A 12,048-nucleotide genomic window follows, 5' to 3' on the forward strand; every position below is an offset into this window, starting at 1 on the left:
TATAACCGAAACAGGAAGGAGGACTAACATGAGCACATTGGCAGAGCAGTCGCCGGCTAAGTCGTCGGGCGCGGCGGGCGCGGCCCAGTTCGCCGGCTGGGACAGCCGCAAGTACAACTACTTCGAGCCGAAGGGGCGCAAGGCTAGCCACTACGAGGACATGACGGTGGATGTCCAGCCCGACCCGAACCGTTATCTGCTGCAGGATTGGATTCTGTCGTTTGCTGACGGCACGCCGACGTATTCGCAAACCTGGACGGCGGCCAAAAGCTCGGACTGGCATCAGTTCCGCGCGGTCGATGAGGAATGGGAGCGCACCCATTATCAGCGTCAATCGACCATCGTCGGCATGGTTACCGGCGCGATCCAGAACGGACGGCGCTCGGGTGCTGTGAAGCGCTTCGATAAGACCTGGATAAAGGTTCTGGAACAGCATCTCGGCGCATACAAGCATGCGGAGTTCGGTTTGGGCACGGCCACGATGCACGCGCAGCGATACGGCTACACCCAGATGATCAATAGCGCCATCCTCACCAATGCATCGTACAAACTGCGCTTCGCTCAGGACTTGACCCTCTACCTTGGCGAGATCGCGCTTGACTTGCCCAATCTCGACCTCGATGCGGGCAAAGCCCACTGGCTGACCGATCCGATCTGGCAGGACACACGTCGGGCGATAGAGACGATTGGCGGCGCCACGGACTTTCTCGAGAAGTACTTTGCCGTGAATGTCGTATTCGAGCCGCTCGTGGCGGATCTGTTTCGCAGCGGTTTCATCATGCAGATCGCCGCCGCGCAAAACGATTTTCTGACGCCGACGGTGGTGTCCGCGGCAGAAGGCGATTATGAGCGCAACCTGGCCAACGCGGTCGAGTTGTTTCATATGCTCGCGAACGACCCGCAGCACGGCGAAGCCAACCGTCAACTGTTCGGCGAATGGCTGGAAAAGCACGGTGCGCTGGCTTCGGCCGCGGCAAAGCAGCTGCAGCCGATCTGGTCGATTCCGCATGTGAAGACTGCCCAGTTCAACGATTGCCTGAACAGCGCGGTCGAGCGCGCGGAGATGATCGCCAAAGAGATCGGCGTCGCCTTTCCCTCGTCGATCCGCGCCTGAACGCGTCTCGATTCATTCGAACCAACTGCAAGAGGAGTACGCAATGTCAGTGCATACCGACAATATTTTCAAATCGATGAAGGATGTTCGCTTCGAACAGACCATCTCGCACCAATGTGGCGTCACGATGAACGACAGTGTCGAGGCTCGGGCGATTGCCGAATTGATGTCCACCAAGCCCGGTATTACGGTGACCTATCTGCCCGCAATGATCCGCATTGATGGGCAAGGCAAGATCGAGTTCAAGATGGGCGAGATCAGCGAAGTGCTCGGCCGTGAAATGACGCCGCATCTGTTCGAGATATCCACCTCGACCCACTATGGACGGATGGTGATGATCGACGACGAGACAGTGGTGCTGTTCGGCAATATGGACGATGCGATGGCTTACGAGTGAGCGGAAAACCCCAGCAGCCAATCGGGCGTCCCGCTGGCCACGAGGAGGACGGGCCGCTCATGCAACCAAGGAGACGAAAGCCATGTATCGAACCACGGACGGCGAGGAAATCTTCATCATCGACGGGCACGTTCATCTATGGGATGGCAGCAAGGCCAATCTGAAGAACGTGCACGGCCAGCAGTTTATCGATTGCTTCTACGCGTATCACTCGAACCTGAGCCCCAAGGAATATCTGTGGCCCAAGGAAAAGTTCGACAAGTACGGTGAAGAGGCGATGTATCGCGACCTGTTTGTCACCGGTTACGACGACATGGCGATCTGTCAGCCGACCTATCTGACGGACTTCTACAAGAACGGCTTCAACACGACCGAGGGCAACTACGTGCTGAAGCAGAAGTACCCGCACCGGTTTATCGTCAATGGCGCGTTCGATCCGCGCGATGGGGAGGCGGGGCTCGATCGTCTCGAGGAGTTGGCGTCACTCTACAAGATTCAGGGGGTCAAGCTCTACACGGCGGAATGGCGCGGCGACAGCAAGGGATACAAGCTATCGGACCCCGGCGTGCAGCGTTATCTCGAGCGTTGCGAGAAGCTCGGTATCAGGAACATCCATGTCCACAAGGGACCGACTATCCTGCCTCTGAATCGCGACGCCTTCGACGTGGCCGATGTCGACGATGTCGCCACAAGCTTCCAGAACCTGAACTTCATCGTCGAGCACTGCGGTTTGCCGCGTCTTGACGACTTTTGCTGGATCGCCACGCAGGAAACGAATGTCTACGGTGGTCTCGCCGTGGTGCTTCCATTTATCCATACACGTCCTGAGTACTTCGCGCATGTGATCTCGGAACTGCTGTTCTGGATCGGAGAGGACAAAATCCTTTACGGCAGTGACTACGGCATATGGTCGCCGAAATGGTTGATCGAGAAGTTTATGGCTTTTGAACTGCCCGAATCGATCAGCAAGGAAACCGGCGTGCAGTTGTCGCTCACGGCCAAGAAAAAGATCCTCGGGCTCAATGCCGCGCGGCTGTATGGAATCGATATCGAGGCGCAAAAGGCTCTGCTGGAGGACGTTCGGCAGCCGGCGGCGGCTGGCGCATGAGCACCGTGCCTGTTTTTAAGGCGCTAGCCGCCATCGCGTCGAGGATCGCTTCGGAGCGTGTCGCTGAGGTCTGGGCCCGGCTCGAGACGGTCGCTGACCCGGAACTCGACGAGTCGGTGACAGAGCTTGGTTTCGTCTCCGGTCTGGAAGTCGACGGCGGTTGCGTGTCGATCGGCTTTCGCCTGCCGACTTACTGGTGCGCGGCCAACTTCGCCTACCTGATGGCGGACGACATGAGGCGGTCGATCGCGGACTTGTCATGGGTGACCAGCGTCACGATCACACTCGACGAGCACATGTATGCCACTGAAATCAATCGGGGCATGGCCGCTGGACTATCGTTCCAGGGGACCTTTGGCAATGATGCCAACGGCGACGTGGAGGACGTACGCCGCATTTTTCAGGTCAAGGCTTTTCAGCGGCGGCAGGAAGCGCTTCTAACCTGGTTGCTCGCACAAGGCAACGAGCCCTCCCTGCTGGTGCGATGGCGCATGGCGGAACTATCGGCGGTTGCAATCACGTGCACGGATGATGCCAATGCTCAGAGGCTGATCGCGCGATATTGCGAGCGGCGTTTTGTGGTGGGGCGGAGCGTCGACGAAGCGGATCATGGCGGCGAGCTCGCTTTCGTCGACACGGACGGTACGCCGCTGAATCCCGATGAGTTGGAGGCATATGTGCGTGCATTGCGAAGAGTCGGCATCAATGCCGAATTCAACGGTGCGCTATGCCGCGGTCTTCTTGCTGCCCGCTATGGCAAGACCGGTGACGCCGCGCCAAATGTCGAGATCAAACCGGTGCATTTCGTCCGTACTGGCGGGCCGAAGCCAGGAAGCGCGTTCGCGTTATCGCGAGGAGCGTGCGGAGCAGCAGAGTAAAAAAATCAGCAATTCGAACTAACCGGATCAGGAGAAGCAGGATCATGCCAAACATCATGTTGCATGACGACGACGCCCGCATGGCACTTGGTCGAGGCGTTGCGAAACTGGCCAAGGCGGTGCGGGGTACGCTCGGCCCGCGCGGAATGAATGCAATCATCGATCGACCGATCGGCACGCCAATCATCTCGCGCGACGGGGTCAGCATCGCCAATGAAATCGAACTCGAAGACCCGTTCGAGAATATCGGCGCGCAAGTCGTTCGCGAAGTGTCCAGGCAGACCAACGAAGTCGCCGGCGACGGCACGACCACGGCCACCGTTCTGGCCGATGCGCTAGTTCAGGACGGTCTCGCCTGCCTCGCGCAAGGGGCTAACCCCGTTGAACTCGTGCAAGGTCTGGAAATGGCCGTCAACGAGGCGATCGACGTGCTCAAGCGTCATGCTACGCCTCTACGCCGTGGCGACGAGGTCCGCGCCGTGGCGGTGGTGGCGGCCAATGACGAATTCACAGGGAAGCTGGTGGCCGAAGCCTTGGAGCGGGTGGGCGCGGACGGGATTGTCGATGTGGAATATGGCACCACGGTTGAGACTCGCCTGGAGGTGGTCGATGGCATGGCTTTCGACCGTGGATACCTGTCGCATCACATGGTGACCGACATCGAGAGAATGCAGGTGGTACTGGACAATCCGCTTATTCTGATGACAGACCAGCGGCTGCAATCTCTGGAGGAGGTCACAGCGCTTCAGACGCTGGCCGCTCGCAGCAAACGTCCACTGCTGATCATTGCCGAGGAGGTAGCGCCTGCCTGTGTGATTGCGCTCCTCGCATGGCGCGACAATGGCGGCCTGCCTGTGGCCGCTATTCACCCGCCAGAGTATGGACATTGGCGTAAGGCGATGCTCGAGGATATCGCGATCGCCACGGGCGGTAAGGTGGTCGCCCGCGATCTGGGCGGGAAGCTGGAAGCCACTGAATTGCGCGACCTCGGCAGCGCGCGGCAAGTCCGCATCTCGTCGAACCAGACGATCATCACGGCCGGAGGCGGCGATCCGGCGGCCGTGGCAGCGCGCCGTCAGCAAGTGGCCCGGCAGTACGAGATGGCGCCGGAGAACGTCGAGCGGGACAAATTTCAGGTGCGCCTTGCGAAACTGTCCGGCGGCACCGCACTGATTCTCGCGGGCGGGGCGACACCAGTCGAACAGAAGCGCCGACTGCATCTGATCGACGATGCGATTCACGCGGCGCGTGCGGCGATTGCCGAAGGTGTCGTGCCCGGCGGAGGGACGGCGTTGTTGCGGGCGTCATCCGAACTTGAGGGCGTCATTGCCCGCAGCGAGGGAAGCGTGCAGCAAGGCGCGCGGCTCTTGCAGCGTGCTTTGGCGAAGCCGCTCTTTCACATTGCGACGAATTGCGGCCTCGACGGTGCGGCTGTTGTAAGCGAAGCGATGCGGGCGAAACCCGGCATGGGGCTCGACGCGCGCAGCGGCGCCTTCGTCGATCTCGTCGAGGCCGGCATCATCGATCCGGTAAAGGTCAGCTACAGTGCGGTGCGCAACGCCGCGTCGGTAGCTGGGCTGATTCTCACCACCCAGACGCTGATCGCCAAGAAGCCCGAGACGATCGATCCAACCGCCGGGCCGGCGCTTGGGGCGGGCGCGGAACTGCTTGGCCGCCAATAGACACGTGAGACGGACAAAATAGCCGGCCCCTGTAATCGGGGACCGGCATAAAGGCTGATGGCGCAGACCAGGCAGCCGACAGTAAAAGGAGACGAACAATGACTACAGGAACGGCCCGCCGCTTCAACGCAATTGGGAAGACTGCCGAACATCTCGCCGCGATGCCTTCTACGCGACTCATCAAGCTCACCCTGGGCTGGGGCATCACACTGTGTGGGACGCTTGTTCTGGTAAGCCGTGCGAGCGCATCGATCGCTCCTTTTTATCATCATGTTGCCAGTGTGATTACTCAGGCGATGATGTGACTATCACGCCTGCATATCTGGACGGCCGCTTTCTCGATTTCCGTAGGCAAGGGGAACGCAAGCATGGATGATCGCGTTCGGCCGACCGGTTTCACGAATCCGGTAGCGAGCACCGCCCACACTGCGCGCGCAGTGCGTGAGGTACTGGAAGGGCGCCGCCGCGGTGCGTTGATTCTGCTACCGCTTGCCGGTCCGGCGGTCGTCGTATCCGTCGCCTATGTGGACCCCGGCAACTTCGCGACGAATATACAGGCGGGCGCCAGGTATGGTTATGCGCTGCTGTGGGTAGTCCTGTTGGCGAACCTTGTGGCTATGATGTTTCAGGCGCTGTCGGCGAAACTCGGCATCGTGACCGGGCGCAACCTCGCGCAACTGTGCCGGGAGAGGCTACCAAAGCCGCTGGTGTTGGTCATGTTGGGCGTGAGCGAGATCGCAGCGATGGCGACCGATCTGGCCGAGTTCATTGGCGGAGCAATCGGGCTCGCGTTGCTGTTTCACATACCATTGCTGGCCGGTATGACGATCACAGCAGTGATCACGTATGGTGTCCTGTTGTTCGAGAACGCGGGCTTCCGGCCTCTTGAACTGGCTATTGGCGCGCTGGTGGGCATCATTGGCCTTTCTTATCTCGCCGAGCTATTCATTGCCCCCGTGGATTGGCCGCAGGTATTGGTCCACACACTTTCCCCGCGACTGCCGGACTCGGATGCATTGATGATCTCGGTCGGTATCGTAGGTGCGACGGTAATGCCGCATGCACTTTTCCTGCATTCGGGACTCACGCAGGCTCGCGTGTCGGCGCGGACCGGGGAGGAGCGCAGAAAGCTGCTGAAGTTTTCGAATATTGAAGTGGTTATCGCGCTAAGCATCGCCGGATTGATCAATATGGCGATGGTGATCATGGCTGCGGGCGCATTTCATCACGGCCATCCAGAAGTTGCGGAAATCGAAGAGGCGTATCGCACGCTTGCACCGCTTCTCGGCGCGGGCGCCGCCGGCATCTTTCTGTTGTCCCTGATCGCCTCGGGCATATCCAGTTCGGTGGTTGGCACGATGGCGGGCCAGATGATCATGCAGGGGTTCGTCGGTTTTCGAATTCCTCTGTGGTTGCGCAGAGCCGTCACACTGGTCCCGAGTTTCGTGGTGGTGGCGCTTGGCGCCGACACGACGCACGCGCTTATCTTGAGCCAGGTGGTATTGAGTCTCGCGTTACCGTTGCCGATGGCAGCGCTGTTGTGGTTCACGAGTTGCGAAGATGTGATGGGCGGTTACACGAATCGCATGTGGGTGACGGTTGTCGCAACGCTGGCCGCGCTGGTGGTCTTGTCGTTCAACGTCATTCTTGTCCTGCAAACGTTCGGCGTTGCCATTCCCGGCCTGGCGGGGTAACGAATTGTTGACGAAGGGACAACAAAAGGAGACTAACGCGATCTGTCGAGCCGACCGTGTTTTCCCCAAAAGACGTGTTCAGGAAATAGGCCCATACTAGAGCGCGCGTTCGCTGCTGGGTTTGAAAAATCGAAAGAAACAGGCTAAGCCCAGACGTAACATTGTAGCTAGTCAAGACGAAGCCCGCCGCAGAGTTTGGTTCCGCGTTGACCCATCGCCCTGGAGGAGAGCTGTGGCGAGGAGACATCAGATTGGCAGCACGTTGGGTCTAGGTGATCAAGCCGCGATGCGCAGCATTGTGGCCAACGCACAGCGCGCTAATCTCCGTCATTCCGACCGGGGCACGATGCTTGCGTGGGAGCGCTTTCTGGCAGGCGAATCGTCGACGTCTGCACCCCCGGCGCTCATCGATTCATGGCAGCGCAGCCTGCAGTCCGGCGTTAGCCCGACGGCCGTCTCGGCGCCCATCGCGGTCCATGGCGACGCGCTTGCGGCGCTATGCTGGCGCCATCGGGACCTGCTGGCAGCGGCCGAGCGCCTGTTCGCCGTCACGGCTGATCTTTTCGCCGATTCACATTCGGTCCTGCTACTGACGAACCAGGACGGTGTGATCCTTAGAGCGGCCGGCGATCTGCGCACGCAAGAAGCAGGCGAAAAGATCCATTTGTCGATCGGCGGCGACTGGGGAGAAGGCAGGGCAGGCACCAATGGCATCGGCACCGCCATCGCAACCCGTGAGCCGACGTATATCCACGGCTCCGAGCATTTCTGCGAAGGCATCAAGTCGTGGAGTTGCGCGGCCGCACCTATTTGTGAGCCGGGCACCGGCGCGGTGATCGGTGTACTCGATATTTCTGGACCGCCTTCCACGTATCAGATCAACAACCTCACCTTGGCGGTGACGGCTGCGCGCCAGATCGAAATGGTGCTTGCCGAGCAGGCCGCTCGCGAGCACATGCGTTTGTTGGCCTTCTGTTTGCAACGCTTATCGCCGTCGGATGCTTCCGGGATGGTCGCGATAGACCGCACCGGCCGGCTTGTGCACACCACAGGCAGACTCGCATTGCCGGTCGGAATCGGCGAGCGTTTCCCGGGGATGAACGAGGCTTCGGCAGTGGAGGACTGGGTGCAACATTTGCCCACAGGACTGAACGCCGAATGGTTCAATCCCGTCGTTGTCGACGGCAATACGATTGGGGCCATGCTGGTTGTTCCTGCGCGAGCCCGATCCGTCAACGTGCGAGCAGTGGATCGGAGTAGCGAGGCTGATCCGCAGCGCAACTGTTTCGCGCAGATTCAGGGGCAAAGTGAGGCGATGCAGGCCGCCGTCACTCGCGGACGCCAACTTGCCAGCAGGCGCGTTCCAGTACTGATCGAAGGCGAAACCGGCGTGGGCAAGGAACTGTTCGCTCGCGCAATTCATGGTGAAGAGGGCGGAGGCGGCCCATTTATCGCGTATAACTGCGGGGCCGCGTCGAAAGAACTGATTGCCAGCGAGTTGTTTGGCCATGTGCGTGGCGCTTTTACTGGCGCGACGACAGAAGGGCGGCCCGGCCGTTTCGAGTTGGCTCATGGCGGAACGCTTTGCCTCGACGAAATTGGTGAGATGCCGCTGGAGCTTCAACCGGTTTTGTTGCGTGTGTTGGAAGAAGGCGTCATCTACCGTCTCGGAGATACGCAGCCGCGGCGGGTCGATGTGCGCCTGCTGGCGATGACCAACCGCAATCTGCTCGAAGAGGTCGAGTCCAGGCACTTCCGCCGCGACCTGTATTACCGGATCAGTGTTACGCGCATACGCATTCCGCCGCTGCGTGAGCGAGATATAGACATTGATCTGCTCGCCGGGCATTTCAATCAGAAGCTCGCCTTGCGGCACGGGGTGCCCGAGCGGCGACTGAGTGCCGAGATCATCGCGGCGCTGCGCGTCTATTCGTGGCCTGGCAACGTCAGGGAAATGCGCAACCTGATTGAGAATCTGCTTTTGACGTCAAGAGAGCCCGCTGTGTCACTCGACGAATTGCCACGCGAGTTGCTCGACGAAATCGCGACGTCTGGCGCCATGCCCTCGCTGCGCGACGAGGAGCCGAGTCTCGAGAAAACGGAACGTTTAGCCATTGCACGCGCAGTGCACAATGCGCATGGCAATCTTGCGCAGGCCGCGCGCGCTCTCGGTGTGTCGCGGAGTACGCTGTATCGCAAGATTGAACTCTATCAACTGGAAGGCATCGTCAAATCATCAGTCAGGGAATGACGTGTGAGCAGTCGGCACTATCGGTCATCCGCGCGTTGCCACGTTGCTGTGGTGGTCACAGAAAATCGGGGATAAAAAATTATGCTCGCCGCAGCGGATGGTTGGGCGGATTCAACCGGTGGATGCAACACACCGAAGACTGCGCATGCAGTGGGAGTGTTGCAGATGAAACAGCGACGGATGCTGCCGCGACCCATTCGGGCGTAGATGGAGGATACTTCGTAGCAGCAAGCCAACGCGTCCAGCCAGGACTCTGCACATGAAGACACTTTCTCTACTGACTCTTTGCGCAGCGTTGTTCTCGTTCGGCGGTACGGCGTACGCGCAAGTCGACCAATCGGAGCCTCAGCTTCTGATCAAGACCGCGACGCAACAGATACTCGACGAGGTGCGGACCCGAGCGATCGCGCCAGACGATATTCCTCGCATTATTGATATCGTCAACCGGGACATTATTCCCTACACCGATTTTCACCGCACCACGTCACTGGCGATGGGCCGTTACTGGCGCACGGCTACGCCCGCGCAACAGCAGCAACTGGTCGAACAGTTCAAGATGCTCCTGATCCACACTTATTCGGGTGCTATCGGTCAGCTCCGTCCAGACCAACGGATCGACTACCCGCCGATACATATCGCTCCAACCGATACGGACGTGGTGGTGCGCACGGTTGCAACCAGGAACGGCGAACCAGCGGAGATCGACTACCGGCTGTACAGCACGCCGCAGGGCTGGCGGTTGTATGACCTGAATGTGCTCGGCGTCTGGCTAATCCAGACATATCGGCAGCAGTTCAGTGACAAGATCAAGGAAAGCGGCGTTGACGGTCTGATCCAGTTTCTTGCTGAGCGCAACCAGCAGCTCGCTTCCGGCAAGCAGTAGGTGACCGCTGGGTGATGGCGCGGACGCTTACCGGCCGACTACCGACGTTCGCCCACGCTTGCGCGTGGATGCTCGAACGTCGGCTATATTCGGAATATCAGACTTCTGGGTACGGGTTAATCACGGCTTTCGTGGATGACAATGCGCTTGTCGAAGCGAATCGTCGTCCGTTAAACCAGCACGTGGCCACCGTCGACGATGACGACCTGTCCCGTGCTAAAGCCCTGTTGCATCAGGTAAAGATACGCTTGAGCAACGTCGCTTGCCTCCCCGACCCTTCGTACCGGCATTTTTTCCGCAATATAGTCATAAAGACCTTCGCGATCGACTTCGCTCATGTTGTCCCACAAGGCCGTGCGCAGGACGCCGGGCGCCACGGCATTTACACGCAGCGGCGCAAGCTCGACAGCCAATGTGCGAGTCAGAGACTCGATCGCACCAAGGATGCTGGACGGAATCGTCCAGGCAGGTAGAGGACGCGACGATGCCACCCCGCTTGTCAGGGTGATGGAGCCGCCCGTGCGAATGAGGGGAGCCCCATATTTGACGGCCTTGAGCGCGCCCCAGTAGCGCACCTCGAAGGCTCGCTGCGCGGCTTCAATGCTGAGCTCGGCAAGGTTTTGCAGGAGCAGTGTTTCGCCGGCGGTGTAGACGAGATGGTCGAACGCGCCGACGCGCGTGAAAAACGCGCTCACTTGTGCCTCGTCGGTAAAATCAAGCGGCTCGCCGCGAGTACCTTGAGGTAGTCGCTCCAGGGCCGCTGCGACGCGTTCCGGACTGCTCGATGCGATGATGACCTCAGCTCCGGAATGCGCTGCAGCTTCGGCCACTGCGAAGCCAATTCCTGACGTGCCGCCGGCTACGACGACTCTGCTTTGTTCAAGCGTGATACCCGAAAGGTGATTGTTTCCCATGTTTGACGATTTAGTAAGAAAGAAGTCCACACGGTGACGTCGAACGTCAGGCAGCACGTGCTGCCTGACCTGAATCGATGCGCTACCGCGGCTGCGGCAGAGTGTACGTGGTTTGCGGTAATCGAGTCGGAGGCGCTGCACCCGCAAACTTTATGTATCGGGAGATCACCTATGTTGGATCATGGTTACGAACGTTTGAGAGACACGGTGAAATTGACGGATGTCCTGTCTGAGAATTTTGACGACCGACCCGAAGGAACGAACGGCCGCAGCACCTCGGAGGCGGCCATCGACAAACTGTTTGGTCCGATGGCCGCCTTGGGTCCGACAGGCGCCAAGCGCATCGCCTGAACGCTTCATCCGTTGGCGGACACTTACCTGCCACGGCAACGAGCGGCAAGGCGTTACTGCTCTATCAATTCTGAGCAGCGGGTCAGATGCGAGACCTGTGCAAAGGCCCGTCAAGCTGTGCGGTGCCTTTCAGCCTCCCCATATTCGCCCTATGTCGCCATTCGCGTAAGTCCCGATAGTGAGAACCTGTTGCTTGACAGGGTCATAGCGAATAACGCCGCACATCACATCTCCAAACTGCGGCCCATAGGCCAAGTAGGAACTGATGAGAGTAAGTTCGACGTCGGTCGCGGTTGGCGGCACCGGGGCGAGGCTAAATTTCAGCTCTGGATTGTTCTTGAGGAATGAGACGATCTGCTCTGACGTAGAAAAGTACCTCGGTATAACGTCACAATTATCAATCAAGTTAAGGAATGCGAGCTTCACTTCGTAAAGCTTATTGTTAATTGCGTGCAGAATCATAACGACCTCGTGGAGAAAACGATCTGATTGGAGTCGCATCGTTGACTCGCGTACCTCAACTGGGCGAGCGACCCGAGGACTGGTGCTTCAAGATGCGCAACAATTTTCGCGTTCACCAGTATTCAAGATTTCTAGGCGGCTACAAGGAGATTTTCAAGGTCGGCACCACGGTGCTCACAGAGAAGGCAGAGCCTTCCCGGGCAGCGTGGACTGTACGAAGCAAATTTATCGTTACCTGCACGCGTGGAATCTGCTCCCTCAGGCGGTCGCGCCCAGTGGTAGCCGTAGCGACAAAGATCGGGTCGGCTGGGGCA

Annotated in this window: 12 protein-coding genes; 10 read left to right on the forward strand and 2 right to left on the reverse strand. The window is 59.2% G+C overall.

Features of this window, described 5'->3' with window-relative positions; translation table 11 throughout:
* Positions 1-28: 28 nt before the first annotated feature.
* The 9 genes from ACZ9H4_RS25735 (at position 29) to ACZ9H4_RS25775 (ending at position 10,007) form a co-directional block, all read left to right on the forward strand.
* A complete protein-coding gene (locus ACZ9H4_RS25735; RefSeq protein ID WP_408141241.1) occupies positions 29-1,114 on the forward strand; it encodes an aromatic/alkene monooxygenase hydroxylase subunit beta in 1,086 nt (361 codons plus the stop codon).
* A gap of 43 nt (positions 1,115-1,157) precedes the next feature.
* Positions 1,158-1,511, forward strand: coding sequence for an MmoB/DmpM family protein (locus tag ACZ9H4_RS25740; protein WP_062137265.1), 354 nt, complete (start codon positions 1,158-1,160; stop codon positions 1,509-1,511).
* A gap of 82 nt (positions 1,512-1,593) precedes the next feature.
* Positions 1,594-2,619, forward strand: a complete 1,026-nt coding sequence (locus ACZ9H4_RS25745) for an amidohydrolase family protein (RefSeq protein WP_408152266.1) — start codon at positions 1,594-1,596, stop codon at positions 2,617-2,619.
* A complete protein-coding gene (locus tag ACZ9H4_RS25750) occupies positions 2,616-3,497 on the forward strand; it encodes an iron-sulfur cluster assembly protein (protein ID WP_408152267.1) in 882 nt (293 codons plus the stop codon). Before ACZ9H4_RS25745 ends, ACZ9H4_RS25750 begins: the two co-directional genes overlap by 4 nt.
* Positions 3,498-3,541: 44 nt before the next feature.
* Positions 3,542-5,179 (forward strand): molecular chaperone GroEL, encoded by a 1,638-nt coding sequence (gene groEL, locus ACZ9H4_RS25755; protein WP_408152268.1) that lies wholly within the window; start codon positions 3,542-3,544, stop codon positions 5,177-5,179.
* 98 nt (positions 5,180-5,277) lie between these two features.
* Positions 5,278-5,484, forward strand: coding sequence for a hypothetical protein (locus ACZ9H4_RS25760; protein WP_408152269.1), 207 nt, complete (start codon positions 5,278-5,280; stop codon positions 5,482-5,484).
* A 63-nt stretch (positions 5,485-5,547) separates the two neighbouring features.
* The gene (locus ACZ9H4_RS25765) at positions 5,548-6,873 is read left to right on the forward strand and encodes an Nramp family divalent metal transporter (protein WP_408152270.1); all 1,326 of its coding nucleotides are present in this window, start codon (positions 5,548-5,550) and stop codon (positions 6,871-6,873) included.
* A gap of 286 nt (positions 6,874-7,159) precedes the next feature.
* Entirely contained in the window at positions 7,160-9,124 is a 1,965-nt protein-coding gene (locus ACZ9H4_RS25770; RefSeq protein ID WP_408141247.1) for a sigma-54-dependent Fis family transcriptional regulator, read from the forward strand.
* Positions 9,125-9,383: 259 nt separating this feature from the next.
* Positions 9,384-10,007, forward strand: a complete 624-nt coding sequence (locus tag ACZ9H4_RS25775) for an MlaC/ttg2D family ABC transporter substrate-binding protein (RefSeq protein ID WP_408141248.1) — start codon at positions 9,384-9,386, stop codon at positions 10,005-10,007.
* 170 nt (positions 10,008-10,177) lie between these two features.
* Here ACZ9H4_RS25775 and ACZ9H4_RS25780 read toward each other — a convergent pair whose 3' ends face one another.
* Positions 10,178-10,921, reverse strand: a complete 744-nt coding sequence (locus ACZ9H4_RS25780; RefSeq protein WP_408152271.1) for an SDR family oxidoreductase — start codon at positions 10,919-10,921, stop codon at positions 10,178-10,180.
* A gap of 171 nt (positions 10,922-11,092) precedes the next feature.
* On the opposite strand from ACZ9H4_RS25780, the gene ACZ9H4_RS25785 reads away from it, so the two are divergent.
* Complete coding sequence (locus ACZ9H4_RS25785; RefSeq protein WP_408141250.1) at positions 11,093-11,272, forward strand: hypothetical protein; 180 nt, start codon at positions 11,093-11,095, stop codon at positions 11,270-11,272.
* 129 nt (positions 11,273-11,401) lie between these two features.
* Here the strand turns inward: ACZ9H4_RS25785 and ACZ9H4_RS25790 are convergent, their stop codons facing one another.
* On the reverse strand, positions 11,402-11,734 hold the full coding sequence (locus ACZ9H4_RS25790) for a hypothetical protein (protein ID WP_408141251.1): 333 nt from the start codon (positions 11,732-11,734) through the stop codon (positions 11,402-11,404).
* Positions 11,735-12,048: the final 314 nt, after the last annotated feature.

Source organism: Paraburkholderia sp. TE9906, assembly GCF_056279605.1.

Excerpts from the sequence above, each read along its gene's own strand:
- ACZ9H4_RS25735 (WP_408141241.1), top strand. The coding sequence starts at position 29 with ATGAGCACATTGGCAGAGCAGTCGCCGGCTAAGTCGTCGGGCGCGGCG.
- ACZ9H4_RS25740 (WP_062137265.1), top strand. The coding sequence starts at position 1,158 with ATGTCAGTGCATACCGACAATATTTTCAAATCGATGAAGGATGTTCGC.
- ACZ9H4_RS25745 (WP_408152266.1), top strand. The coding sequence starts at position 1,594 with ATGTATCGAACCACGGACGGCGAGGAAATCTTCATCATCGACGGGCAC.
- ACZ9H4_RS25750 (WP_408152267.1), top strand. The coding sequence starts at position 2,616 with ATGAGCACCGTGCCTGTTTTTAAGGCGCTAGCCGCCATCGCGTCGAGG.
- groEL (WP_408152268.1), top strand. The coding sequence starts at position 3,542 with ATGCCAAACATCATGTTGCATGACGACGACGCCCGCATGGCACTTGGT.
- ACZ9H4_RS25760 (WP_408152269.1), top strand. The coding sequence starts at position 5,278 with ATGACTACAGGAACGGCCCGCCGCTTCAACGCAATTGGGAAGACTGCC.
- ACZ9H4_RS25765 (WP_408152270.1), top strand. The coding sequence starts at position 5,548 with ATGGATGATCGCGTTCGGCCGACCGGTTTCACGAATCCGGTAGCGAGC.
- ACZ9H4_RS25770 (WP_408141247.1), top strand. The coding sequence starts at position 7,160 with ATGCGCAGCATTGTGGCCAACGCACAGCGCGCTAATCTCCGTCATTCC.
- ACZ9H4_RS25775 (WP_408141248.1), top strand. The coding sequence starts at position 9,384 with ATGAAGACACTTTCTCTACTGACTCTTTGCGCAGCGTTGTTCTCGTTC.
- ACZ9H4_RS25780 (WP_408152271.1), bottom strand. The coding sequence starts at position 10,921 with ATGGGAAACAATCACCTTTCGGGTATCACGCTTGAACAAAGCAGAGTC.
- ACZ9H4_RS25785 (WP_408141250.1), top strand. The coding sequence starts at position 11,093 with ATGTTGGATCATGGTTACGAACGTTTGAGAGACACGGTGAAATTGACG.
- ACZ9H4_RS25790 (WP_408141251.1), bottom strand. The coding sequence starts at position 11,734 with ATGATTCTGCACGCAATTAACAATAAGCTTTACGAAGTGAAGCTCGCA.